Origin of the sequence: Priestia sp. YIM B13491, from assembly GCF_042787605.1 — a bacterium.
GTDB classification, from domain to species: Bacteria; Bacillota; Bacilli; order Bacillales; family Bacillaceae_H; genus Priestia; species Priestia megaterium_E.
Genome location: NZ_JBHZOR010000006.1, coordinates 21,887 through 44,721, shown reverse-complemented (window position 1 = coordinate 44,721; position 22,835 = coordinate 21,887). Strand labels below are relative to the sequence as shown.

The window sequence follows — 22,835 nt, the reverse complement described above, 5'->3', positions numbered from 1 at the left end:
AGGTTTTTAAAAACTTTTAATGGTATTTGTTGCGAATTGATGAAAATTCGTTATATCAAATCCTAGATCGTTTTAAAGGGGTATCTTTGTTTTTAATCATTAGGAGGGGTAAAATGGAAGAATTTAGATTGTCGCCTGCGAAAAATTCGTTTCGCCAGCTAAAAGAGCAGTGGGAAGAGGCAGAGCTGTTAGATGAAGATAACAACTTAAATTTAAAGCACGTTTCAGATGAAGAATTTATTCAGCTCTTTTTTTCAATGCGTATTATCAAAAAATCACTTTCTCCTCATACAATCAGATCTTACAATCAAGACATGAAAACGATTCTGTCTTTTTTCTATGAACGAGAGATTACATTAAAATCGATTGGATTTATGGAAGTCAAATTATTTAATGAAGAAATGATGAATCAATATGCCAATCGCACCGCTGCAAGAAAACTAGAATTTTTTAGAAGAATGCTAGAGTTTGGACACGCTACTCATTTTTATCCTTCGCTGTATACGACGTGGATTGAAAAACCATCTATTGCAAAAGGACATTACAGCGACAAGGAAAAACAAAATCGCACCGAGTACCGAGAGCTAACCGACCGCGAAGCCCAGGTGATTGTAAATGCGTTAGAATCAGTCGTGCGCATTCGTCAGCATGAAAAGGAATTCAAAGCGCGCAATCGCTTAATGGGAATGCTTTTGTATATGAGTGGAATGCGTTCAAGTGAACTGCTGAGTTTAAATTGGGGAAGCTTCCGCGAAGACCGCCGCGGAAATTTGGTTGTAGATGTGATTGGTAAAGGAAAAAAGGAACGAACGATTCCCGTGTTTGATGATGTGAAAGAAACGCTTTTCACTTACCGGCAAGCGTTAAATGAAAGCACTGAATTAAGTCCTTTTGACACCGAACCGCTTTTTTATTCCATTAAAGAGTACTATCGTGCCGGGGAAAAGAAGCGACTGTCCTATACAACGTTGTATCGAACGATTAAATCAGCTGTTTATAAAGTAAAAGGAAACGCGTCTATTTCTCCTCATTGGTTTCGTCACACCTTTATTACAAACAGTTTAGCTAATGACGTTCCGCTTGCGGTTGTGAAGCAAGTAGTAGGGCATTCTTCTATTGCTACAACGAACGTTTATCTTGAAAAACTTCAAGAAGATACGGTATACGACGCGTTTCGAAAATCGGGCTATCGCTAATTACTTATAATATTTTTATGTAAACTAAAAAACATATATTTTCATTTTTCCTGCTTATGCGTATGAAATAAGTTGTATAAATGAATAAGTTACTTTTCCTACAATATAATGGTAGAAAGTCGATAAAGGAGGGAGCTACCTATGACGGCTAAACATCCGCTTCACTACCATTTCGGAGAAGTAACGGAGCTTTTTCATTACATATACGAAGTTTGTGAAACAGCAGGTATTTATATTGACTGGAGCGGAACAGCCCAAACCGTTCAGCTATATCGAAGCAAAGAATCTTTTTTATCCGGAGAGCGCTACATTGGAGCGATTCAGTATGAGGGAAGCAATCAGTTTCAAAAAAGGTGGCCTTCTACCGTTAGTTTGAGATTTCGACGTGCGAACTTGTCGTTTATTTTAAAATATTGTTTAGAACAAATTGAAGACTACCGCAAAGACACGAACAAAGAACCCTTCATTAATCCAAATGCAGAATCCATCGCGTTTAAATTCACCTCTTTAACAGATGAAACCAAACAAGTGATTTCAAAAATCAAAGAAGTGCTATGCATCGCCAACTACGTGTAAAACCCCGCAGAATGTTAGCTGTGGGGTTTTGGGTATTTAACGCAGGTCTTCTGCGTCTTGAAGCAATTGTTCGGCGCGGTGTTCAAGTTTTTGTAAGGTGTCGGTATAAATTTTCACCTGCTGCTCGTTTAATTCGGACGTTAATTCGAAAAATACCTGCTCCACAGCAGGCGTTACTTCTGTTTTTAACCGCAGGCCGTCTTCTGTTATTTGAATAAAAAACGAGCGGCGATCTTCTGGATTTCTCATACGCTGAATCCAATTTTGTTTTTCTAGTAAATCTAAAATTTTAGTCAGCGTCGCTTGATCTTTATCCGCTCGTTCAGCTAATTGTTTCTGCGTACTATATTCAGCTTCTGATACGCGTTTTAAAACGGTCCACTGTTCTGGTGTAATCCCAAAAGGGCGCAAGCGTGCGGCAACTACTCTGCTTAAGCGCTTACTTGTACGAACGGTGGGAATGCCGAACATTTCTTCTAACGATTCCATATAAAACCTCCTGCATACATACATGCTGTGATTATATCAGCTGTTTTTATTTCTGTAAATTTGTTTATAAAGAGGATGCTTAATAAAAATAAATTTACAGAATAAATCGCAAATACACTAGACTTATTGTGTGTATCCTTGTAATCTAGTGTAAGAATAGTTAAACTTTTTCAAAAACAGTAGGGGGTACACACATCCATGATTAAAGCGGTATTTTTCGACTTAGACGACACGCTACTTTGGGACCAAAAAAGCGTAAAAGAAGCATTCGTTGCAACATGTACATATGCAAGTGAAAAATATAATCTAAAACCTGAAGAACTAGAAGAAGCGGTGCGTAAGGAAGCAAGAGAATTATATGCTTCGTATGAAACCTATGAATTTACGCAAATGATTGGCATTAATCCATTTGAAGGGTTATGGGGAAATTTTTTAGACGATCATGATCAATTCCGAAAAATGAAAGATATTGTTCCTACTTATCGCAAAGAAGCTTGGACTCGAGGCCTTCGTGCTCTAGGAATTCACGACGATGCTTTTGGAGCGGAATTAGCTGAACGTTTTCCATTAGAGCGCCGCAAAACACCTTTTGTATACGAAGAAACGTTTGGAGTGCTTGATCAATTAAAAGGAAAGTACAAGCTGCTGCTGTTAACAAACGGTTCACCTGACTTACAAAATACCAAATTAGATATTACATCAGAACTAGTTCCATATTTTGATGAGATTGTGATTTCAGGGGCATTTGGCCGGGGTAAGCCTGATCCATCTATTTTCGACCATGCTTTATCACTTATGGATTTAAAGAAAGATGAAGCGATCATGGTTGGAGATAATTTAATGACAGATATACTGGGTTCTTCTCGCGTTGGAATGAAATCTGTATGGATTAATCGTCACGATAAAGAGCGAAATGAAGTCATTCCTACTTATGAAATTACCCATTTAAGTGAACTGCATTCAATTTTAGATGAACTAAATTCGTAATACGAACAAACAAAAAGAGGCGTAAATCGTCTCTTTTTTTGTTGTAAAAACAAGTACAAAAGTCTCTGGAAGTCCTATATCCGTTCCAAATCTCACTGACTTCAGTCACTTTTTCTTCTTCCTGCATAGTAAACCAATCTTATCCTTGATTCCCAGATAAATACCATGTAGCATAGTATATAGACTAGTCATTGGAGGAATAACATGAAGAAAATAGTTACCAGAAGCCTTGTAGCGACTGTTTTGTTCACAAGTCTCGCCGCTTGTGAAGACAAACAAGGCGATACGCACGTCACTTACAAAAACCCTCAACCTAAACATGTCCCTGGAGCAGACACCATTTCAGCAACAGATGAAACGATGGCGCCTGTAAGTCGGGTAGCGACAGAAGATGAAACCGATGATCGATTAGCGTTTGGAGAACGATCAAAACACGGTCAATATTATGTTTCCACAACGGATGCACAATTTTATCCTGTTAAAGGAGCTAAACAAGAGTATTAATTACATATAGAAAAAACGCCTGTCTTTTGTTTTATAGAAAAAGAGAGTAGACATTAAACGTGTTAATGTAGTCAATTTTAAAAAGAACGTGTATCATTGTAAGTGCTGGTAACAAAAGTTGGACATAAAATGTGGATAAAAAGTTACGAGAAAGGAAAAGGTGCGTACATCACGTTAAAGGCATATGAATCATAAACATACAAAAACAAATACTGAATTCAGTAATAAAAAAATAAACATGCATTTAAATAGAAAACTATCAGCGGCTATCATAGCTGCCTTTCTTTTCGCTTTGCTTTTTTGTTTTATACCAGGGATAAAAGAGTCAATTCCCAATTTTACTATAAAGAAAAACAGTTCGCATTTCAGCGAATTATTTCCTTTATACCTTTTGTTCTTTACGCCCTTTTTTTTAATAATGGGGACGTTAGGCACAGTTATTGTTGATTTATTAGTCAGCGCTTTTGTTAAAGAACGCAGTAAAAAAATTGATTTTATCATGTCATTCATATTTCATGGTATTTTTGGATTTTTAATGTTTGAATTTGGAATGATGGGCGTCATTCTTATTTTTATTGTTGACCGTATTCTTTCAATCCGTAAAGAAAGCTACACTTATTTATATCCACTGGTTTGCTTAGTGGTGTCGGCTATTATTGGAACTCTTGTCCATTTCATTTCTACTATCGGCTAATAAAAATGCTAAAAAAGAGACCTCAAAGGGTTAGGTACCGCCTAACAATTGAGGTCTCTTTTTTTAAAAACACCATTTGGCTAAGTTATTTACTTTACTGCGCTAACGTTTGATAAATCAAAAAGATATTTAAACAAATGACTAATGCAGCTATCACCCAAGCTACAGTAGTTGTTGCTTTATGATTAACCAACCCGCCCATGATTTTTTTATTACTTGTAAACATGATAAGAGGTACAAGCGCAAATGCAATTCCGAACGATAAAATAACTTGACTGACAACTAGTGCACTTGTTGGATTTACGCCAAGTCCGATAATCAAAAGCGGCGGAATAATTGTAATGAAACGACGAAGATATAAAGGAATTCTGCGTTTAATAAATCCTTGCATGATGACATCTCCAGACATTGTTCCGACCGAAGAACTTGAAAGTCCTGAAGATAATAATCCAACTCCGAAAGCAATAGCTGCAAAGGGACCAATTAAATGTTCAAATTGTGTAAAAGCCACGTCCAAATCTTGCACGTTTAGTCCGTTTTTAAAGAATAGAGCGGCTGCGACAATCAGCATGCTTGCATTAATTGCACCAGCGATAATCATGGCAATCACAATATCAATAAATTCAAAGCGAAAAATCGCTTTTTTCTCCGATTCTGTAGTTCCTACCACGCGGCGCTGCGTAAGAGCTGAGTGCAAATAAATTGCGTGTGGCATAACTGTAGCACCTAAAATCCCAGAAGCTAACAGCACGCTGTCTGTCCCGTGAAACTGAGGGACAAATAAGCCGTGGACAACACTTGCACCGTCTGGATGCGCAAGAAACATTTGAGTCCCAAAAGCTAATACCACAATAAAAACCATCGCCGCAATCGCTGCTTCTAGCAGTCGAACACCTCGTCTTTGTAACTCTAAAATAGCAAAAGAGCCTACCGCTGCGATAAGTGCAGCTGGGAACAAAGGAATATGAAATAATAAATAAATTCCAAGAGCAGCCCCGATAAATTCTGCTAAATCCGTCGCCATAATGACCAATTCCCCTTGTATCCAAAGCCCAAAAGAAACGAAGGACGGGAAGTGTTCCTGTGCTATCTCGGGTAAATTCAAGCCCGTTGCAATCCCTAATTTAGCTGATAACGATTGAATTAAGACAGCCATTAAGTTAGAAATTAATACAACCCAAAGCAACATGTATCCGTATTGAGAGCCTGCTGCAATGTTAGTAGCAAAATTACCTGGATCAATATAAGCAACCGCTGCGATAAAAGCAGGCCCTAAGAAAGGTAATAATCGCTTAATTCCTTTTGTTTTACCCGACAATACGTCTTGAGCACTTAGCTGCATAGCTGATAATGCTTTACTGCCGTTTTGATCTTTCATGTCTAGTGCTCCTTTCTTTGATGAACAATAAATAGCCCAAGCTAATTTTTTTATATGAAGTATAAAATGTTTCCTTAATGCAAATTATATGCTAGCAAAGGTTCTTTTGACAATAAAAAAGTTTAGCAAAAAATATAGATCATCTTCAGCTGTTTTTTATCCCGTTTGGCACAATTCTTTAAATGCACAGCCGTGACAGGAGGCAGGCGTATCTGTTTGAGGGAAATGCTCAAGGGGAAGCGGCTGATTTACCTCTGAGTCTTCCAAAAACGTTTTCATATAATCAATGCTTGCATCAACTTGCTGAAGAACAGCTTCAATTTCGTGAAGAGTAAGCTGATACGTACGGGCACTGCCTGAAAGCAAGTATTCGTTCCGGACTTTTATCTGATCCACGGAAATATTATATTCGGCTAGCACATAGAGGGCGTATATCGCCAGTTGAAACAAATCATCTTTTGTTTGTTTACTTGTTTTCCAATCAACAATCGTAAATTCGTCTGTGACTGGATTTTTAAAAAGAGAATGAAAAGGCGAATATACTTTATGATCATACACATTTATAGAACGAAACGACTGATGGGGCTCCACTTCTAAAAAAGGTGAAGATACGATGTCGCCAAACGATTTACTTTGTAAAAAGTGATGTACACAAATGTGTACCCGTTTTTGCATGTCTTTAAGATCTTTTTTAGAAATATAGCCGTTTTCGTAGAATTCTAAAAGCATCTTATACTGAGCGGGCCTATGATACCAAAGCTCTCCATAGTCAGTAGAATCACGCAGTGCGTTATTTAGTAGCTGCTGCGCTTTCTCCGTTAAGCTCTGTTCATCCGGAACAATCTGTGTAGAGGTATAGTCAGAAATGGCCTCTGTAATCACTTGACGAACGGCTTGTCCGGCGTACATAGATAAAGTGGAAACCTTTTTAAGACGATAAGCGCTCTGAGACTGAGCAGAAGCGCTGTCAAGCCATCCGTTATGTGAGACATAATAATGATAGGCATACTTTCGTTTGCACGCTGCGACCATTTTATGTCTGGAGTACGACCATGAAAATTCAGGGAAATCAGTGATTTGAAACAAGCTATTCACATCCTTTTTCAAAAACTGCGCATAGGTTGGTCTATTAGTATATTCGTACATGAGTTAAAATAGACTGAAAATGTAGAGAGTGAATAGCTACGCATGCATATTATTTTGTGGATTCTCGTGAAATATGTATAAATAGAAAAAACTATTTAAAAATTGATTGCTTTTTTCTGTGGCGGATGTTATATTAATAAAGCGATGAGCTAATTTGTGTAAGTCGAAGGACATGCTTTCGAGCTAAACGTGTGAATGTGGTCACACGGTCCCCGCCACAAACGCATCAAAGACGTCCTGCGTGGACGTCTTTTTCATTTTATAAAAAAGAGAGCGCTAGCGCTCTCTTTTTTTTGTGGGATTATTTTCTGAAAGAGTTAAGGACTTTTATTTGAATGCTTTCACTATGTTTTTAATACTTCTTTTTTATTCCACACATCGTTTCCTGCTTGCAACAAGAGTTTTCTTATCCGGTTTTCTCGACCAAACGTAAATATATATAAAACTTACTGTATTTGCACATTTGCCGCATATTGCATTGTTCCTCTTGTAGAGTTAATCGCAATATCAACAACGTACAAACCTTGATTTTTAGGAACCTTAAACTCATTATTTTTGACAAACAGCTTGGTTTTTTCACCGTTATCTCTCCATATATGCACACTCACACTACGAATATAAGCACCGTCTAAGTTCGAAAAATGGAGCTTAACTGATTGTTGCTGCTGCAATGGGATACTTTTTTGCTGCGATATGTATGTATATAAATCATATACATTTATTTCTTTTTTTGTTGTTGAACGGCCGTTTGACCAGTTAATAGAACCTTTGTGAAGGTGATAGGTATGTTCGTTGACCGCAAGCGCAGCTTCAGGTTTGTTTTGATCGTATTCTTCCTCTAGAAAGAAAGCACTGTTCTTAAGTAAAAGTAAGAAGAACACTATAACAGCTCCTAGACCGCTTAAGACATATACACCACATTTTGCGGGTTGTACTTTCATAATAATTTCCTTTCACAGACCAATAATTAAGGAGGATAGGCACATAAAATTTCCACTTTTTCTATTCTAAACGATTACAAGTGAAATTACATTTATTGCTTTCTTTCTTCACAAAAAACAGGATAATAGTCATACGTTTTCTATAAAAGATCTCCTTAGATCAAAATCAAACCTATAGAAAAGGAAGATAAATGGAAATTAAAAGAGGAAATCTAAAGAATTTACAGAAGTTGATAAGTGATTTAAAATTATACAAAGGAAAAAAGCATTTCAAAAAAAGGAGATTAGTAGGTTTTTTGTTCTACCTCCACTTCTTAAAAAGTCGTATTTTTCGTAAGAAACTGTAAAGCTATATTTTATAAAGGTGAACCAATACATATACAAACAAAAGGGACACAGAAAAAGGGGGATCAGCATGGAAATTAGAGAACTAGAATTACATGATGCTGCAAACTTTGTAGATTTGCTTAAACAGATTGAAGAAGAAAGTAAGTTTATGCTGTTTGAAAGCGGAGAGCGAAAGCTGAGTACAGATCAGCAGGAGAAAAACATCGAAATCTTTAAGCAGCAGCCAAACTCTACGATTATTGTCGCAGAAGAAAGCGAGATGCTTGTGGGATATATAGCTGCAACAGGGGGTGAAGCTAACCGAAACGCTCACATCGCTTCTTTGACATTAGGCATTCGAAAGACGTTTCAAAATAAAGGGATTGGGACGGCTTTAATCGGTGCACTTGAAGAATGGGCGAGAGAACACCATATTCATCGTCTTGAACTTACAGTCGCTATACAGCATGAAAAGGCTCTTTCTTTATATGACAAAGTAGGATTCGAAATTGAAGGAACAAAAAAACATTCACTGCGAATTGGCGGTTTGTTCATTGATGAGTACTATATGTCTAAATTGCTGAACTAAAAAAGAAACGACGTTTAAAGACGCCGTTTCTTTTTTTTAACTTCCTCTATAAATTTGGTATCCCCACGGTGACACAAGCAAAGGGACGTGATAATGTTCTTGTTCAGAAGACAATCCGACTCGAACAGAAACTTGATTTAAAAAGGGCGGATTTGTTGTTTGGGCCTCTTGTTTTTTATAATATTCCCCAATATGAAACAGAAGTTCGTAATCTCCTGATTCAAACTCTTCAGAAGAGAAGAGCGGAGTTACTAACCTCCCGTCTTCATTTGTAGTACCGTGTGAAATTTTTATTCGTTTACTTTCCGACTGAATATGATAAAAATCAACTTTGACAAAAGCAGCCGGACATCCGTGGGTAAGATCTAAAATATGCGTTGTGATTTTAGTCATGCTCGTTTCTTTGCCTCCTTATCTTCGGTGATTTTATCAGTTAAGCGAAAGAAAGCAATTTTATATACTTCTTCTAATGCTGTATCAAACTCCGTTTGCTCGGTATTTAGTAAACGACTTTGCATTGCCTCGTAGATATCTTCTTTTTGTTTACCTCGTACTGCTAAAATAAAAGGAAACGGAAACTTCTCCATATACGTTCCATTAAGAGAAGAAAACTGTTCATACTCATCTTGCGTTAAGTTTTGTAAGCCTGCTTTGGTTTGTTCTTCAGTAGAAGCAGATGTCATGGCAATATTTTCACCTAGATTTGGGTGAGCTTGCAGCAGCTTCAGCTGTTTTTCTACAGACGCTTGCGCTACAATTTCTTTCATCATGGCATGAAGTTGTTCAACGGAAGAGAAAGGACCTTTAGAATAAGCCTCTTCCGCAACCCAAGGTGAATGTTCAAATATATCACCAACTAGTGAGACAAAATACTGCTTGCTAAGCTGATTTACATACTGCACAGATACGTTATTCATACTACACCACCTTTATTTTATTTCTGAATAATCTGTCTTCTCTAAAGAGACAGAAGGTACTTTTCGTTCAATTGATGCGTTAAAAAAGAGATTTAATAAAATGGCAGCTAAACTTCCCGTAATAACCCCATCACTTACAATCACGCGCAAAGCACTTGGGAGCTGAGTGAATAAATCAGGCACTACCGTTACGCCAAGGCCGAGTGAAACAGAGCATGCGATAATCAGCAAATTTTCTTGTTTGGACAAATCAACAGCACTTATCATTTTGATGCCTGATGAAATAACTAAACCAAACAACACAACCATTGCTCCTCCTAAAACAGGGGTGGGAATAATGGTTGTAAAAGCAGCTATTTTCGGAACAATCCCCAGTAATACGAGAATGAAGCCGGCTACTACCACTACATTTTTTGTTTTTACTTTCGATAATTGAACGAGTCCTACATTCTGAGCGAATGTATTGTAAGGAAAAGCATTAAATAGCCCTCCAAGAACAATGGCGATTCCTTCGGCGCGGTAGCCTTTTGTAAAATCTTTTTCAGTTAATTCCCGATCACACAGTTTTCCTAACGCTAAAAATACGCCTGTAGACTCAATAATAATGACCAAGCATACGAGAATCATCGTTAAAATCGGTCCAATTTCAAAAGTGGGCATCCCAAAATAAAAAGGAGTGGGAATGTGCAGCCAAGAAGCTTCATTAAAGTTAGTGAAATTAACTTTTCCCATTAATACAGCGGCTATTGTTCCGGCTACAATTCCAATCAACACAGAAAGAGAACGAAGGAAACCGCTGAAAAATCGATTTAAAATTAAAATAAGCGCTAGAACACCAAAAGATAGAAGAAGATTAGAAAGAGAACCAAAATCTTTACTTCCTACTCCTCCTGCCATATTTCGGACAGCGGATGGTACAAGTGATAAACCAATCATCGTCACAACCGTTCCGGTGACAACGGGAGGGAAAAATTTAATAATTTTGCCTAAAAAACTTGCTGCCAGTACGATAAAAATACCACCGGCAATAATCGCTCCGTAAACAGCGCTAATTCCATACTGAGTTCCAATCGCAATCATAGGAGTCACCGCTACAAATGAACTTCCAAGTACAACAGGAAGACCAATCCCAAACCACCTGTTCGTCCAAGCCTGCAGCAGCGTAGCTAGTCCGCAGGTCAGTAAATCAATGGCTACGAGATAGGCTAAGTCATGTGCATTTAAATTTAATGCGCGTCCTACCATCAGCGGAACGAGAATGGCACCCGCATACATAGCGAGTACGTGCTGTAATCCCAATGAAGCTAGTCGAAACGGTCGATTTTGGTTATTCACCTAAAAACCTCCTTTAATTATATCACATGTAATGTTAATAAATATTACATTTAGAATGATACATTAATAGTAAAATGTTTTTTAAGGGATGTCATTAGTCAAGTTGACCAAAAACAGAGGTTTCAATATCTCCTTTTTTACAATATATAGAGAAGTAGGTAAGCTACCGTGTAAAAAGATGTTACATTTATTTTTTAGTACCAGATATTAATATCAAGTGATATAATTTTGTATATATTTTCAAATAATAGAGGGAAGAGGAAATGTTTATGTATAATCTTGCGGCTCACGCATGTAAATTTTTATTAAAAAGAAGAGGTAAGCTTTACATAAGGAATAAAGAGTCTTTACCAACAGACACAGGTTTTGTGATCGCTTGTTCGCATAAGGGATGGGTAGACGTTGTAGCGCTTGGTGCGGCTATTTTGCCTCACCAAATTCATTTTATGGCAAAAAAGGAGCTTTTTAATCATATACTCACTAGTAATGTATTAAAAAAACTTAACGCATTCCCAGTAGATCGTAACAACCCAGGACCCAGCAGCATTAAAACACCTATTAAATTAGCAAAAGAAGGACATATAGTCGGGATTTTTCCTAGCGGTACGCGAACGGAGGAAGACGTTCCCTTAAAAAGAGGAGCAGTCACTATAGCAAGTATGGCAAAGGTTCCTATCGTACCCGCAGTTTACAAAGGACCCGCAAATGTAAAAGATTTATTTTCAAAAGATCCCATTGTCATTTCCTTTGGAAAGCCTATCTACCTTGCTGAAGGCAAACTGACAAAAGATCGCCTTGCTGACGTGTCAAATCACTTAACAGCTTCGATTCGTGCGTTAGAGGAAACAGAAAAATAACTTCATAGCGGAGGTGCATCATGAAGGATTGGGTACAGAGAAAGCTAAACGATGTGATTAGTGATGATGTGCAGGCGAAAATGAAAGAAAAGATGGCTGAAAGCGGTGTAACCGTTCCTATATCCGCTTCTATGCTCATGCGAATTTTTCAAAAACAAATGACAAAGCAAGATCAAATTCAGCAATTTTCTATTTCATTTCAAGACTCCTATATTCACGTGAATGGAATTATTAAAAAATTTCTGGTGAGAATTCCATTTTCCATTGTGCTAGAACCTCTTGAAGCAAAAGAACGTACGCTTTTATTCAAAATCCATGAAATGAAACCTCTTAATCAAAATTGGATCAACTATCGAATTTTTCATAAGCCGCCTGTTACTACGTATGAAGAAAAACAAATTCATATCAATCTCAATGAAATTGATAAAATAAAGGTCATTCCAGTAGGGAAAATCAAACAATTTTCAATACAAGATGAAAAGCTTCGAGTGAAAATTGGTTTATAAATGGTTGTAAATAAAATTTAGAAATAGTTTTTTTAGAAAGAAAACCTTTTCAGTTCAGCACTTAATTCGATTAGGTGCTATTTCTTTATAATTTTTATAAAATTTTTAGAATTTTTCGTCTCTAACTATTGTGACACGCTTCCCTAAAGTTGTACAATGTAACTTATATAGAGGTTTAAGCGAAAAACCCGTAAATATAAAGAGCAAGGAGAAACAACTATGACAACTTATTCAATCGATGTAACACTAAGTCAAACAAAAAAAGAAAAGCCGCAATCTGATCAATTGCAATTCGGGAAAATCTTCACGGACCATATGTTCATTATGGATTATACAGAAGGCCAAGGCTGGCACGACGCTCGTATTGTACCTTATCAACCTATCACATTAGATCCTGCATCCATGATCTTTCATTACGGGCAGTCTGTTTTTGAAGGACTAAAAGCATATGTAACAAAAAAAGAGCAAGTATTATTATTTAGACCAGATGAGAATTTCAAACGTTTAAATAAATCAAACGATCGTCTTTGTATTCCTCATGTTGACGAAGACTTAGCATTAGAAGCGTTAAAACAGCTGATTAAAATTGACCGCGAATGGATTCCTACTGCTGAAGGTACATCACTATACATTCGTCCATTTGTCATCGCGACAGAGCCTTACTTAGGAGTAGCGCCATCTGACCGCTACCAATTTATCATTATTCTATCTCCAGTTGGCTCATATTATAAAGAAGGAATTGCTCCTGTAAAAATTGCGGTTGAAAGCGAATTTGTTCGTGCTGTAGCCGGAGGGACAGGGACTGCTAAAACAGGCGGAAACTATGCTTCAAGCTTAAAAGCTCAGCAGCTTTCTGACTCAAAAGGCTATTCACAAGTACTGTGGTTAGACGGAGTTGAACGCAAGTACATTGAAGAAGTAGGAAGCATGAATATTTTCTTCAAAATTGATGGAGAAGTAGTAACGCCATCTGTGAACGGAAGCATTTTAGAAGGAATTACGCGTAAATCCATCATTGAGCTGCTAAAACACTGGGATATGCCTGTAACTGAGCGCCGTATTTCTATGGAAGAAATTAAGCAAGCTTATTCGGAAGGCAAACTAGAAGAGGCATTTGGAACAGGTACAGCTGCAGTTATTTCTCCGATTGGCGAGCTATTTTGGAATAACGAGAAAATGGTCATCAACGGTGGAAACACAGGAGAAGTATCACAAAAACTGTATGACACTCTAACAGGTATTCAAAATGGTACAGTGGAAGATCCATTCGGCTGGGCAGTGGAAGTAGAATAAATTTCGATAATCGAATATCTTTTTACGTAAAAGAAGCGGGACAGCTCCCGCTTCTTTTTTTGTTTGCTGCCGAATAGTTCAAAAGAAACAAGTTATTTTTTGAATATTTAGAACTATTTATATACTTTTATTGTAAAATAAAATATAATTATCCTTATATAAGCAATACTTTGTCTTTATTGAAATTCACAGCATTACTTATTCGTTATAAGGGGGAGAACAAAATGCTTTTTTTATCACATGATGAAAAAATTAAACAGCTGGCTTCACACTTAGCTGAACGACTCGAATGGGAATTAAACCAAGAAACCTCAGATGAACAAATGCACGTGCTCATCGGCTACTTATTTGCTTCTCATTTAATCGAGCACCGTCCTACAGGTTATTACGTAAGGTCTCAATACCCTGAGCAGCTAAAAGATTTATATGAAACTTTACACGTCCACCAATAAATTATCTCTTCCTCTTTTGTCCTATATCGTGTAGAATTTTAGAAAATATATGATTTTCTAGTTGATGGCAGAGCTAGGATATAGCGTGGTGTGGCATTTACCTTTAAATGATTAAGTAATGGCTTTAGAGGTGAATAATGTTAGCGCAGATTAAAGAAATGAGTTTAGATAAAAATCGTCGTAATCCACATTACCGCGTGTTGTTGCAGTGTCCAGACGGGAGTGAACTATTCATTCACTTTAATTATACATACCGATCAAAAACATATTGGTCAAGAGATGTATATTACAACAATGTTCATAAAAAATCTCAGCTTGCTTGGTATACCCAAAGCGTAGAGGAAATGACTGCTCAGCAGTTTCTTGAAGAGCTAGGAGCTATAGTAAATGAACATTTCAACTTTACACTGCGACGATAACCAAGAAAAGCATCCTTTAACAAGGGTGCTTTTTTGGTTATCTTATATAAACAAGGACAAAATAATACATTTTCTCTTTAATAATAGTCACTGCTTCCTTACTTTTTCTTTATCAAAAGTGGCAAGATACTGCGTTTAAGTTAGCTATCAAGTGATGAAGAGACGGGTTGTGTTTTATCGCTAACTTTTATATAATGAGCGTACAAAACCCTCTATTTATATCGGAAATAGAGGTGTTTTTACTATGAAAAAGATACAAAATGGCAAAATATCTGCGGATGAACATCATTTTTCGCAAAAAAATTAAAATAATGTAAAAGTTTATGTTAAAATGGCAATGTTGCGTGAACGAATTAACTAACTTTACGCAAGAATGCTATTTACATACGTAAGAAGGAGAGAGATTTAAGATGGCAAAGACGTTAATTTTTGGGCATAAAAATCCTGACACAGATACAATCTGTTCTGCAATTGCATACGCTGATTTAAAGAATAAATTAGGTGTAGACGCTGAACCAATTCGATTAGGCGATATTAACGGTGAAACGCAATTTGCTCTTGAAAAGTTCAACGCTGAACTACCACGTTTCGTTGATGAAGTATCTAAAGAAACAAATGAAGTTATTTTAGTGGACCACAACGAACGCCAGCAAAGTGCAAACGATATTGATCAAGTTCGTGTGCTTGAAGTAATTGATCATCACCGTATTGCTAACTTCGAAACAGCAGATCCTTTATACTATCGTGCAGAGCCAGTTGGATGTACGGCAACGATCTTAAACAAGATGTATAAAGAAAACGGCGTAGAAATCGAACCTAACATCGCAGGTCTTATGCTATCAGCTATCATTTCTGATTCTTTATTATTCAAGTCACCAACTTGCACAGACCAAGACGTTGCAGCTGCTAAAGAATTAGCCGAAATTGCAGGCGTAGATGCAGAAGAGTACGGATTAGCAATGCTGAAAGCTGGAGCTGACTTAGGCGATAAAACAGCTTCACAATTAATTTCATTAGATGCTAAAGAATTCAGCATGGGTACAAGCAAAGTAGAAATTGCGCAAGTAAATGCAATTGATGTAAACGACGTTTTAGTGCGTAAAGTTGAATTGGAAGAAGCTATTACTAAAACAATCGAAGAAAAAGGATTACAATTATTCCTTTTAGTTGTTACAGACATTTTAAACAGCAACTCTACTGCATTAGCATTAGGTTCTGCTGCTTCAAAAGTAGAAGAAGCATACAACGTAACGCTTGAAAACAATACAGCTGTCTTAGAAGGCGTTGTATCACGTAAAAAGCAAGTAGTGCCTGTATTAACATCTGTATTTGCTTAATAAAAAAAACGGTTCGTGTCTAAACACGAACCGTTTTTTTGTCCATTTGCACGTCAAGCCAATTTAGTATATCTTCTATCACTTCATCTTTATTTAATTCATTAAGCAACTCATGACGGCACTGTGTAAAAAAGCGATAGCTTACGTCCTGCAATCCGGCTTTTTTAAAGTCATTATATACTTTGAGTACACCTTTTGTATAGCTGCCTACTGGATCATGTTCTCCAGATATTAAATAAACAGGCAGGTTTGATGATACTAGCTTTATATTAGCTAAGTTAGAGATTTGTTTGATTCCTGTTAATAAGTCATAGAAAAATCCCGCTGTGAAAACTCCTCCGCAGTAAGGGTCATTTACATATAAATCTACTGCCTCATTATCTTGACTTAACCAATCAAAAGGTGTTCGAGCAGGATGAAAGGATTTGTTGTACTGCCCAAAAGAAAGTTTATCAAGCAATGGACTAGCAGATCGTAATCCTTTTCTTTTTTTCTCTATTTTCGCAGCTAATATGCCAGCCTTCAGTGAAAGGGAAGGAATGCTGCCAGTACCTGAGAGCATCACGCCGTGAATGTGCTCTGTATTCAATTGAATATATCTTCTCGTTAGAAAGGACCCCATGCTGTGACCGAAAAGAAAGACTGGTAAGGCTGAGTGTTCCGTTGAAATGTGCCTAGTCAGAGCAATCATGTCGTAAACTACGGTGTCAAAACCATTTTCTTCAGCAAAAAAACGCTTTTCTTCATCTTTTAAAGCTGTTTGACCGTGACCGCGGTGGTCATTCCCATATACGATGTAGCCATGTTGAGTTAATACATTAGCAAAGTATTCGTAGCGCCCAATATGTTCGGCCATCCCATGGGCTATTTGGACAACGCCTTTTGCAGAATTGTTTTCAAGATCCCATTTTTGTGCAAATATTTCTTTTTCCTGATGACCTCTGTAGTAAAAGGATTGTTTCATGCTCAGCATCCACCTTCTGCTTTCCTGTAAAATAAGGGATATATGTATATATTATACTAATTTATACAGGTGATTTTACTATTTTGAAATAAAAAATGATTATTTTGTCATAAACCTTTACAAACCTTTGTGTGATTTGTTAAATTAGTATTTATATTAAAAATTATTAAACAATTTAAAAAGATTCAATTTTTAATAGGTTAGATGAATACGGAGGGAATTATTGTGGCAGAATTAAGAAGTAACATGATCAAAAAAGGATTCGACAGAGCACCGCACCGCAGCCTACTGCGTGCAGCTGGTGTAAAAGAAGAGGATTTCGGCAAACCGTTTATTGCGGTTGTCAATTCATATATTGATATTGTACCAGGTCATGTTCACTTACAAGAGTTTGGTAAAATCGTAAAAGATGCGATTCGCGAAGCTGGTGGCGTACCTTTTGAAATGAACACTATCGGGGTAGATGACGGTATTGCGATGGGACATATCGGTATGCGCTATTCATTACCAAGTCGTGAAATCATTGCTGACTCAGTTGAAACGGTAGTATCTGCTCACTGGTTTGATGGAATGGTATGTATTCCAAACTGTGATAAAATCACGCCTGGGATGTTAATGGCTTCATTACGTCTGAATATTCCGACAGTTTTTGTTAGCGGCGGACCAATGAAGGCTGGCGTAACGAGCGACGGTCGTAAGATTTCTCTTTCTTCAGTATTTGAAGGCGTAGGAGCTCATCAAGCTGGTAAACTTGATGATAAAGGATTACTTGAATTAGAACAATTCGGCTGTCCGACATGCGGATCTTGTTCAGGGATGTTTACAGCGAACTCAATGAACTGCTTAGCTGAAGCGTTAGGACTTGCTTTACCTGGAAATGGTACAATCTTAGCAGTTGCTCCTGAACGTAGAGAATTCGTTAAGAAATCAGCTAAACAGCTTATGGAATTAATTAAATTAGATTTAAAACCACGTGATATCGTAACAGAAAAAGCAATCGACAACGCGTTTGCTTTGGACATGGCGTTAGGCGGTTCTACAAATACAGTTCTTCATACGCTAGCTCTTGCGAATGAAGCTGAAATTGAGTACCCATTAGAGCGTATTAATGAAGTAGCAGAACGCGTGCCTCACTTGGCAAAACTGGCTCCGGCTTCTGATGTATTTATTGAAGACTTACACGAAGCAGGAGGCGTATCAGCCGCTTTAAACGAGCTATCTAAAAAAGAAGGGGCTCTTCATTTAGATGCGATGACAGTTACTGGAAAAACGCTAGGTGAAAACATTGCCGGATGCGATGTAAAAGACTATAACGTTATCCATCCAATCGATAAGCCGTTCACTGAAAAAGGCGGACTTGCTGTATTGTTTGGTAACTTAGCTCCAGACGGCGCAATCATTAAAACAGGCGGTGTTCAAGACGGCATTACTCGCCACGAAGGACCAGCAATTGTATTTGAGTCTCAAGATGAGGCGCTGCACGGTATTGCTAACGGAAAAGTAAAAGAAGGACATGTCGTAGTCATTCGTTATGAAGGACCAAAAGGCGGACCGGGAATGCCTGAAATGCTAGCTCCAACTTCTCAAATTATGGGAATGGGACTAGGCGCAAAAGTAGCACTATTAACAGACGGACGCTTCTCTGGCGCTTCACGTGGATTATCAATCGGCCACGCGTCTCCAGAAGCTGCTGAAGGCGGACCGCTAGCATTTGTCGAAGACGGCGATCACATCGTGATTGACATTGAAGATCGTTCGATGAATGTTCAAGTTTCTCCAGATGTTTGGGCAGAACGAAAAGCAAACTGGAAAGGCTTTGAGCCAAAAGTGAAAAAAGGCTATCTTGCAAGATATTCTAAACTTGTAACTTCTGCAAGCACGGGCGGAATTATGAAAATCTAATAGCAAAAAAAGGCTCTCAGCAGAGAGCCTTTTTCTTTACTAAAGTAACTGTGCAAAGAAGCATTTTTAACACGAAAATTCTTTTTTCATGATAACGTGTGGGATACCGTCTTCCATAAAGACATCTGAAACAGTCTTATAGCCTAATTTATGGTAAAAAGGTTCGGCCTGAACTTGACCGTGAAGCTTAGCTTGAGTTAATCCTTCTTTTTTCGCTACTTCTTCTAAGCTGGCCACCACTTCTTTTCCGAGCCCGTATTTTCTAAATTCCTTTAATACGCATATCCGCTCTATTTTGGCGTAATCGTCTACTATGCGGAATCTACCAGAAGCTGCCGGTTCATTGTTATAGTAAATCAACATATGTTTTGCCGTTTGCTCATGTTCATCAAATTCATCTTTTAATGGGACGCCTTGTTCTTCAACAAAGACTGTTTTACGTATATGAAATACTTCTTCAAGCTGCTCTTTTGTTGTAACTTGCTTAATTTTCATCGAAAATCCTTCCTTTGCTGCGAATTTATGATTCTTTTTTGTATAATAAAGATATCTGATATAAAAGAGTATAAAGGAAAAACAAAATGTTGTAAATGCAACAAAAAAACAACTAATGAACATATTACACAAATTTGTAGTCATTGCTCACTGTTTAAACAACCTCAGCAATAGTAAAATCAACTGAAACATGTTAAAAAAGCAAAGAAAAGGGATTATGAAGCGCCATGGCTCTACATAACTTGTAAAAAGAGAAATATTCACAATAGTAGTAGGATGAAAAAGGGGAATGTATCATGCAAATAACCTTAGTGTATAAAGATGAGCAATCGAATAAATTTTGGAAAGTTGAAAGAAGAGACAGCAAGTTAATCATTCACTTTGGAAAAGTTGATACAGCCGGTCGCATGCAAGTGAAAGAGTTTGCTTCCGCAGAAGCTTGTGAAGCGGAAGCTGAAAAGCTGATTCGTGCAAAATTGAAGAAAGGATATAAGCCTTTAACTTGTTCAATGCAAGTAATGAAAAACAGTACGATGTCAGAGGCTCTCTTTTGGGAACTGATAAAAAAGGCGAAGACAAAATTAGATGTCGACGAGCAAATGGAATGGCTCCGCTCAACGCTAGCAAAGCGTTCTGAAAAAGACATTTTCCGCTTTGATCAGCTATTAAATCAGCATTTTGATCAATCCTATAATTCTTCCTTGTGGGCAGCAGCTTATATTGTAATGGGCGGTTGTTCAGATGATTGTTTTGATTATTTTAGAGCCTGGCTTTTATATCAAGGAAAAGACATATATTATAAAGCAATTGAATCTCCTGAGACCATGATTTCTGTTCTTCAACCACTAGAAGCAGAAGGCTATGCTCCTCAATTAGAAGAATTACTTGCTGTAGCGTGCGAAGCTTACGAAGAAAAGACAGGTTTAGATAACGACTATTATTATGATAAATATGACCAGTTTGACCCAATGTGGTACGATGAGCAAGATTTGGATCTTGATTGGGATGAAGATGATGAGGACGGTTTACAGATGCGATTCCCTATGCTTTGGAGTCGCTATTGGAACAATCACCTCGAATACTAAAAAGAAGAGATGAAAATCTGTTTACAGACTTTCATCTCTTCTTTTCTTATTTTGATAGAGTGGGTGACGACGCGGTCTGAGATAGTTTTGTTTTTTTGTTTAACATACTATTTATGATCATTCCGATTACAATTATCGTCATACCAGCTAACGCGATCCCTGTTGGCATACGGCCATTTAATAAAAACACTTCGCCAAGAACGGTAAAAATCATGCTGCCCGATTGAGTTGCTTCGACCGCTCCAAGCAAACCTAAATTTTCTTTTGCCAAGTCTGTTGCGTAAAAGAACGTCATCGTAGCAATTACACCTGAACTCATTGCCAAGATGAAGGCTTGAGAAAATTGAGGAGCACTCGGAATACCTGTAGCAAAGAAGCCGTATATTGCATAAATAATGCTTAGCGGAATGCTTCCTAACGCCATTCCCAATACACGTTGGAACGTATCGAGCTTTCCGCTGCATATTTCCATCATTTTTCGGTTTCCAAGCGGATATAAAAATGCAGCGACAACAACAGGTAGAAACCCTAGAATAAACTGCATAGCCGTAATATTTTCTGCTTCTTTTACCTGCATAAGAATCACGCCTACTAAAATAAACGCTGAAACACTAAGCGTTTTTAGCGGAATTTTCCCTCTTACTTTTTTATATCCTTCTGCAGTTTGAACTTTTATAAAAAACAACGGAGAAAGAAGAGCTCCTGCTAGAATGGTCACTTGCCACGTTCCCGCCACTAGCCATGATGGTCCGAAAAGTGAGGAAAAACTTAAGAGAGAATAAAAGCCTACTCCTGCAAGTGTACCCCAGCCAAGCCAAGCCCACGGATGTTTTTTCATTTCCTTCCACAGAGGCGTAAATTTCTTTTGCATCAGCACTAAAATGAGTAAAATAGGAATAGCGAATAAAAAGCGGAGGGATGCAGTCCATGCCCAACTCGTTCCAGATACATTCATTGCTCGGTTGACAATAAACGTAGCGGAAAAGAACATAGAAGATAATAGTCCCCATATTATTGCTTTCATTGTTTACCCTCCTTATTAAATATATTATAATATGTTAATTACCTAAAAAAGTTTATCATAATATACATAAGAAAGGAAGGAAGAAATGCATACAGAAGAGATGATTAAAAAAGTAGGCAGTGAATTACGAAAAATCAGGGTGCAAAATCATTTGACGCTGGATGAACTGGCTGAAAAGACAGGAGTCAGCAAACTCACATTAGGAAAAATTGAAAGAGGAGAGACCAATCCTACTTTAGGGGTGATGTGGAAAATAACCACAGGTTTAAATATTCCTTTAACCAAATTAGTGTCAGTAGAACCCTCAGTATCTCTATCTAAGTGCGGAGAGGGGTTTTCTCTCAAAGGACCAGATGAAGCTTGGAAAATTGAGTTTATGTTTCAAAATCAAATAGATTCAACTATTGAAATGTACCGAGCCTTTCTTTCTCCTCTCGCTACATACTATCCCGAACCTCATCATAAAGGATTAATTGAAGTAGCAACGGTAATGGAAGGCAGAATTGAAATGAAAATAGAAGAAGAGCTATACGAACTAAAACAATTTGACTCTATAAAATTTGAAGGAAGTCATGTACACTCATACAAAAATCTTGAAGATCATCCCGCTGTTCTGCATTTACTGCTAAAATATGAGGAATAAAACGGCAGAGCCGCAGTAAAACGAACCATAAAAAATGATTCGTTTTACTGCGGCTCTAATAGCTGTTTATTCATCAGCTTGTTTTGGTAGCTAATATATTTTTTCACTTTAATGATACTTAATGAATATTCTTCAATTAAACGGTGGATAGATTGAACCATACACTCTGGATAATGATGTTTTTTCTGTAAATATACTTTATACTTTCGAATTTGTCTTTCGAAATATAAAATAACTTGTTCAGGCGTTTTCACCAGTAAAGATTGCATGTATTCATTTACTTGCGTTTCAAGAAACGAATAGCGATTCGTGATAAAAAATGTCTTCATCTTATTTTCCTCCCTATATGTTAGTGGTACAAAAAAGAAACCCTTGTGCTAGGATTTCTTTTTTGCTTTTTATTTGAATCAGCTGTGCGCAACTTTTAGGCACTGATACTTGAAATCGAAGACTCTCTGTATTTTTTTATTTTGCATTTTATATATGTAGGCGTTTCGCCGAAAAGATTTGCTACATGTGTAATAGCTCCATAATACGTTTTAGCATCCATCATTTCTTTATTCACAATATAGTCATACAGGGATGATTCAATATCATCAACAAAAGCTAAAATGTGACGCTTTTCGAATAGGAGTTGATAAAGTTCATTAATTAAGTATGGGCTTTGATCAAATTTGTCTTGCAGCTGCTCTACTCGGTACTTTGTCATAGGCACTTCACACAAGATAATGTATCGTAACTCTTCTAAAAATAATTTATTCATCTTTCTCACATCCCTA

27 protein-coding genes are annotated in these 22,835 nt (G+C 37.3%); 15 read left to right on the top strand and 12 right to left on the bottom strand.

The window, feature by feature from the left end; translation table 11 throughout:
* Window positions 1–113 precede the first annotated feature (113 nt).
* Both ACFX4E_RS20615 and ACFX4E_RS20610 read left to right on the top strand, forming a co-directional pair.
* Entirely contained in the window at window positions 114–1,196 is a 1,083-nt protein-coding gene (locus ACFX4E_RS20615) for a tyrosine-type recombinase/integrase (protein WP_377238283.1), read from the top strand.
* 141 nt (window positions 1,197–1,337) lie between these two features.
* Window positions 1,338–1,772 carry a hypothetical protein gene (locus ACFX4E_RS20610; RefSeq protein ID WP_013083346.1) on the top strand — a complete coding sequence of 145 codons (435 nt, stop codon included), beginning with the start codon at window positions 1,338–1,340 and terminating at the stop codon, window positions 1,770–1,772.
* A gap of 36 nt (window positions 1,773–1,808) precedes the next feature.
* Here the strand turns inward: ACFX4E_RS20610 and ACFX4E_RS20605 are convergent, their stop codons facing one another.
* Entirely contained in the window at window positions 1,809–2,261 is a 453-nt protein-coding gene (locus ACFX4E_RS20605; protein WP_377238284.1) for a MarR family winged helix-turn-helix transcriptional regulator, read from the bottom strand.
* Window positions 2,262–2,459: 198 nt separating this feature from the next.
* On the opposite strand from ACFX4E_RS20605, the gene ACFX4E_RS20600 reads away from it, so the two are divergent.
* The 3 genes from ACFX4E_RS20600 to ACFX4E_RS20590 all read left to right on the top strand — a co-directional run bounded on the left by ACFX4E_RS20600 (window position 2,460) and on the right by ACFX4E_RS20590 (window position 4,446).
* Window positions 2,460–3,248 (top strand): HAD family hydrolase, encoded by a 789-nt coding sequence (locus ACFX4E_RS20600; protein WP_377238285.1) that lies wholly within the window; start codon window positions 2,460–2,462, stop codon window positions 3,246–3,248.
* 204 nt (window positions 3,249–3,452) lie between these two features.
* Window positions 3,453–3,752 (top strand): hypothetical protein, encoded by a 300-nt coding sequence (locus ACFX4E_RS20595; protein WP_377258426.1) that lies wholly within the window; start codon window positions 3,453–3,455, stop codon window positions 3,750–3,752.
* Between the two features lie 184 nt (window positions 3,753–3,936).
* The gene (locus ACFX4E_RS20590; RefSeq protein ID WP_028413179.1) at window positions 3,937–4,446 is read left to right on the top strand and encodes a hypothetical protein; all 510 of its coding nucleotides are present in this window, start codon (window positions 3,937–3,939) and stop codon (window positions 4,444–4,446) included.
* A gap of 94 nt (window positions 4,447–4,540) precedes the next feature.
* Here ACFX4E_RS20590 and ACFX4E_RS20585 read toward each other — a convergent pair whose 3' ends face one another.
* From ACFX4E_RS20585 to ACFX4E_RS20575, 3 genes are all read right to left on the bottom strand, one after another.
* Complete coding sequence (locus ACFX4E_RS20585) at window positions 4,541–5,824, bottom strand: Nramp family divalent metal transporter (RefSeq protein WP_028413180.1); 1,284 nt, start codon at window positions 5,822–5,824, stop codon at window positions 4,541–4,543.
* A gap of 156 nt (window positions 5,825–5,980) precedes the next feature.
* Window positions 5,981–6,919 (bottom strand): PD-(D/E)XK nuclease family protein, encoded by a 939-nt coding sequence (locus tag ACFX4E_RS20580; RefSeq protein ID WP_377579875.1) that lies wholly within the window; start codon window positions 6,917–6,919, stop codon window positions 5,981–5,983.
* 497 nt (window positions 6,920–7,416) lie between these two features.
* On the bottom strand, window positions 7,417–7,911 hold the full coding sequence (locus ACFX4E_RS20575) for a hypothetical protein (protein WP_098331754.1): 495 nt from the start codon (window positions 7,909–7,911) through the stop codon (window positions 7,417–7,419).
* A 415-nt stretch (window positions 7,912–8,326) separates the two neighbouring features.
* Between ACFX4E_RS20575 and ACFX4E_RS20570 the strand changes: the two genes are divergently transcribed.
* Window positions 8,327–8,827 (top strand): GNAT family N-acetyltransferase, encoded by a 501-nt coding sequence (locus ACFX4E_RS20570; protein WP_028408376.1) that lies wholly within the window; start codon window positions 8,327–8,329, stop codon window positions 8,825–8,827.
* Window positions 8,828–8,863: 36 nt separating this feature from the next.
* On the opposite strand, the gene uraH is transcribed toward ACFX4E_RS20570, so the two are convergent.
* Genes uraH through ACFX4E_RS20555 form a run of 3 tightly spaced genes read right to left on the bottom strand, consistent with a single transcriptional unit; the run spans window position 8,864 to window position 11,079 of the window.
* Entirely contained in the window at window positions 8,864–9,220 is a 357-nt protein-coding gene (gene uraH / locus ACFX4E_RS20565; protein WP_377238288.1) for a hydroxyisourate hydrolase, read from the bottom strand.
* Window positions 9,217–9,744, bottom strand: a complete 528-nt coding sequence (gene uraD / locus ACFX4E_RS20560) for a 2-oxo-4-hydroxy-4-carboxy-5-ureidoimidazoline decarboxylase (RefSeq protein ID WP_098249616.1) — start codon at window positions 9,742–9,744, stop codon at window positions 9,217–9,219. The genes uraH and uraD overlap by 4 nt, the downstream gene beginning before the upstream one ends.
* Window positions 9,745–9,756: 12 nt before the next feature.
* Window positions 9,757–11,079: a nucleobase:cation symporter-2 family protein gene (locus ACFX4E_RS20555; protein ID WP_377238289.1), complete on the bottom strand. Its 1,323-nt coding sequence runs from the start codon at window positions 11,077–11,079 to the stop codon at window positions 9,757–9,759.
* A 269-nt stretch (window positions 11,080–11,348) separates the two neighbouring features.
* Here ACFX4E_RS20555 and ACFX4E_RS20550 point away from each other — a divergent pair, with 269 nt between their 5' ends.
* The 6 genes from ACFX4E_RS20550 (at window position 11,349) to ACFX4E_RS20525 (ending at window position 15,943) form a co-directional block, all read left to right on the top strand.
* Window positions 11,349–11,936: a lysophospholipid acyltransferase family protein gene (locus ACFX4E_RS20550; protein WP_098578723.1), complete on the top strand. Its 588-nt coding sequence runs from the start codon at window positions 11,349–11,351 to the stop codon at window positions 11,934–11,936.
* Between the two features lie 20 nt (window positions 11,937–11,956).
* The gene (locus ACFX4E_RS20545; RefSeq protein WP_014459920.1) at window positions 11,957–12,442 is read left to right on the top strand and encodes a hypothetical protein; all 486 of its coding nucleotides are present in this window, start codon (window positions 11,957–11,959) and stop codon (window positions 12,440–12,442) included.
* Between the two features lie 219 nt (window positions 12,443–12,661).
* A complete protein-coding gene (locus ACFX4E_RS20540) occupies window positions 12,662–13,735 on the top strand; it encodes a branched-chain amino acid aminotransferase (protein ID WP_028413189.1) in 1,074 nt (357 codons plus the stop codon).
* 224 nt (window positions 13,736–13,959) lie between these two features.
* Entirely contained in the window at window positions 13,960–14,187 is a 228-nt protein-coding gene (locus ACFX4E_RS20535; RefSeq protein WP_028413190.1) for a hypothetical protein, read from the top strand.
* Between the two features lie 137 nt (window positions 14,188–14,324).
* The gene (locus tag ACFX4E_RS20530; protein ID WP_028413191.1) at window positions 14,325–14,606 is read left to right on the top strand and encodes a hypothetical protein; all 282 of its coding nucleotides are present in this window, start codon (window positions 14,325–14,327) and stop codon (window positions 14,604–14,606) included.
* A 410-nt stretch (window positions 14,607–15,016) separates the two neighbouring features.
* Complete coding sequence (locus ACFX4E_RS20525) at window positions 15,017–15,943, top strand: manganese-dependent inorganic pyrophosphatase (protein ID WP_014459925.1); 927 nt, start codon at window positions 15,017–15,019, stop codon at window positions 15,941–15,943.
* 19 nt (window positions 15,944–15,962) lie between these two features.
* Here ACFX4E_RS20525 and ACFX4E_RS20520 read toward each other — a convergent pair whose 3' ends face one another.
* Window positions 15,963–16,907, bottom strand: a complete 945-nt coding sequence (locus ACFX4E_RS20520) for an alpha/beta hydrolase (protein ID WP_377238291.1) — start codon at window positions 16,905–16,907, stop codon at window positions 15,963–15,965.
* A 225-nt stretch (window positions 16,908–17,132) separates the two neighbouring features.
* Here ACFX4E_RS20520 and ilvD point away from each other — a divergent pair, with 225 nt between their 5' ends.
* A complete protein-coding gene (ilvD, locus tag ACFX4E_RS20515; RefSeq protein ID WP_377238292.1) occupies window positions 17,133–18,809 on the top strand; it encodes a dihydroxy-acid dehydratase in 1,677 nt (558 codons plus the stop codon).
* Window positions 18,810–18,875: 66 nt separating this feature from the next.
* Here ilvD and ACFX4E_RS20510 read toward each other — a convergent pair whose 3' ends face one another.
* Complete coding sequence (locus ACFX4E_RS20510) at window positions 18,876–19,304, bottom strand: GNAT family N-acetyltransferase (protein WP_098578728.1); 429 nt, start codon at window positions 19,302–19,304, stop codon at window positions 18,876–18,878.
* Between the two features lie 296 nt (window positions 19,305–19,600).
* Between ACFX4E_RS20510 and ACFX4E_RS20505 the strand changes: the two genes are divergently transcribed.
* Entirely contained in the window at window positions 19,601–20,389 is a 789-nt protein-coding gene (locus tag ACFX4E_RS20505; protein ID WP_028408387.1) for a DUF4240 domain-containing protein, read from the top strand.
* 46 nt (window positions 20,390–20,435) lie between these two features.
* Here the strand turns inward: ACFX4E_RS20505 and ACFX4E_RS20500 are convergent, their stop codons facing one another.
* Window positions 20,436–21,413: a DMT family transporter gene (locus tag ACFX4E_RS20500; RefSeq protein ID WP_098249623.1), complete on the bottom strand. Its 978-nt coding sequence runs from the start codon at window positions 21,411–21,413 to the stop codon at window positions 20,436–20,438.
* 85 nt (window positions 21,414–21,498) lie between these two features.
* Between ACFX4E_RS20500 and ACFX4E_RS20495 the strand changes: the two genes are divergently transcribed.
* Entirely contained in the window at window positions 21,499–22,056 is a 558-nt protein-coding gene (locus tag ACFX4E_RS20495) for a helix-turn-helix domain-containing protein (protein ID WP_377258433.1), read from the top strand.
* 44 nt (window positions 22,057–22,100) lie between these two features.
* On the opposite strand, the gene ACFX4E_RS20490 is transcribed toward ACFX4E_RS20495, so the two are convergent.
* On the bottom strand, window positions 22,101–22,385 hold the full coding sequence (locus tag ACFX4E_RS20490) for a hypothetical protein (protein ID WP_028408390.1): 285 nt from the start codon (window positions 22,383–22,385) through the stop codon (window positions 22,101–22,103).
* Between the two features lie 95 nt (window positions 22,386–22,480).
* Entirely contained in the window at window positions 22,481–22,819 is a 339-nt protein-coding gene (locus ACFX4E_RS20485) for a hypothetical protein (protein WP_050691151.1), read from the bottom strand.
* Window positions 22,820–22,835: the final 16 nt, after the last annotated feature.

Bases quoted from the DNA above. Each gene is read 5' to 3' on its own strand.
- ACFX4E_RS20615 (WP_377238283.1), top strand. From the start codon at position 114: ATGGAAGAATTTAGATTGTCGCCTGCGAAAAATTCGTTTCGCCAGCTA.
- ACFX4E_RS20610 (WP_013083346.1), top strand. From the start codon at position 1,338: ATGACGGCTAAACATCCGCTTCACTACCATTTCGGAGAAGTAACGGAG.
- ACFX4E_RS20605 (WP_377238284.1), bottom strand. From the start codon at position 2,261: ATGGAATCGTTAGAAGAAATGTTCGGCATTCCCACCGTTCGTACAAGT.
- ACFX4E_RS20600 (WP_377238285.1), top strand. From the start codon at position 2,460: ATGATTAAAGCGGTATTTTTCGACTTAGACGACACGCTACTTTGGGAC.
- ACFX4E_RS20595 (WP_377258426.1), top strand. From the start codon at position 3,453: ATGAAGAAAATAGTTACCAGAAGCCTTGTAGCGACTGTTTTGTTCACA.
- ACFX4E_RS20590 (WP_028413179.1), top strand. From the start codon at position 3,937: ATGAATCATAAACATACAAAAACAAATACTGAATTCAGTAATAAAAAA.
- ACFX4E_RS20585 (WP_028413180.1), bottom strand. From the start codon at position 5,824: ATGAAAGATCAAAACGGCAGTAAAGCATTATCAGCTATGCAGCTAAGT.
- ACFX4E_RS20575 (WP_098331754.1), bottom strand. From the start codon at position 7,911: ATGAAAGTACAACCCGCAAAATGTGGTGTATATGTCTTAAGCGGTCTA.
- ACFX4E_RS20570 (WP_028408376.1), top strand. From the start codon at position 8,327: ATGGAAATTAGAGAACTAGAATTACATGATGCTGCAAACTTTGTAGAT.
- uraH (WP_377238288.1), bottom strand. From the start codon at position 9,220: ATGACTAAAATCACAACGCATATTTTAGATCTTACCCACGGATGTCCG.
- uraD (WP_098249616.1), bottom strand. From the start codon at position 9,744: ATGAATAACGTATCTGTGCAGTATGTAAATCAGCTTAGCAAGCAGTAT.
- ACFX4E_RS20550 (WP_098578723.1), top strand. From the start codon at position 11,349: ATGTATAATCTTGCGGCTCACGCATGTAAATTTTTATTAAAAAGAAGA.
- ACFX4E_RS20545 (WP_014459920.1), top strand. From the start codon at position 11,957: ATGAAGGATTGGGTACAGAGAAAGCTAAACGATGTGATTAGTGATGAT.
- ACFX4E_RS20540 (WP_028413189.1), top strand. From the start codon at position 12,662: ATGACAACTTATTCAATCGATGTAACACTAAGTCAAACAAAAAAAGAA.
- ACFX4E_RS20535 (WP_028413190.1), top strand. From the start codon at position 13,960: ATGCTTTTTTTATCACATGATGAAAAAATTAAACAGCTGGCTTCACAC.
- ACFX4E_RS20530 (WP_028413191.1), top strand. From the start codon at position 14,325: ATGTTAGCGCAGATTAAAGAAATGAGTTTAGATAAAAATCGTCGTAAT.
- ACFX4E_RS20525 (WP_014459925.1), top strand. From the start codon at position 15,017: ATGGCAAAGACGTTAATTTTTGGGCATAAAAATCCTGACACAGATACA.
- ACFX4E_RS20520 (WP_377238291.1), bottom strand. From the start codon at position 16,907: ATGAAACAATCCTTTTACTACAGAGGTCATCAGGAAAAAGAAATATTT.
- ACFX4E_RS20510 (WP_098578728.1), bottom strand. From the start codon at position 19,304: ATGAAAATTAAGCAAGTTACAACAAAAGAGCAGCTTGAAGAAGTATTT.
- ACFX4E_RS20505 (WP_028408387.1), top strand. From the start codon at position 19,601: ATGCAAATAACCTTAGTGTATAAAGATGAGCAATCGAATAAATTTTGG.
- ACFX4E_RS20500 (WP_098249623.1), bottom strand. From the start codon at position 21,413: ATGAAAGCAATAATATGGGGACTATTATCTTCTATGTTCTTTTCCGCT.
- ACFX4E_RS20495 (WP_377258433.1), top strand. From the start codon at position 21,499: ATGCATACAGAAGAGATGATTAAAAAAGTAGGCAGTGAATTACGAAAA.
- ACFX4E_RS20490 (WP_028408390.1), bottom strand. From the start codon at position 22,385: ATGAAGACATTTTTTATCACGAATCGCTATTCGTTTCTTGAAACGCAA.
- ACFX4E_RS20485 (WP_050691151.1), bottom strand. From the start codon at position 22,819: ATGAATAAATTATTTTTAGAAGAGTTACGATACATTATCTTGTGTGAA.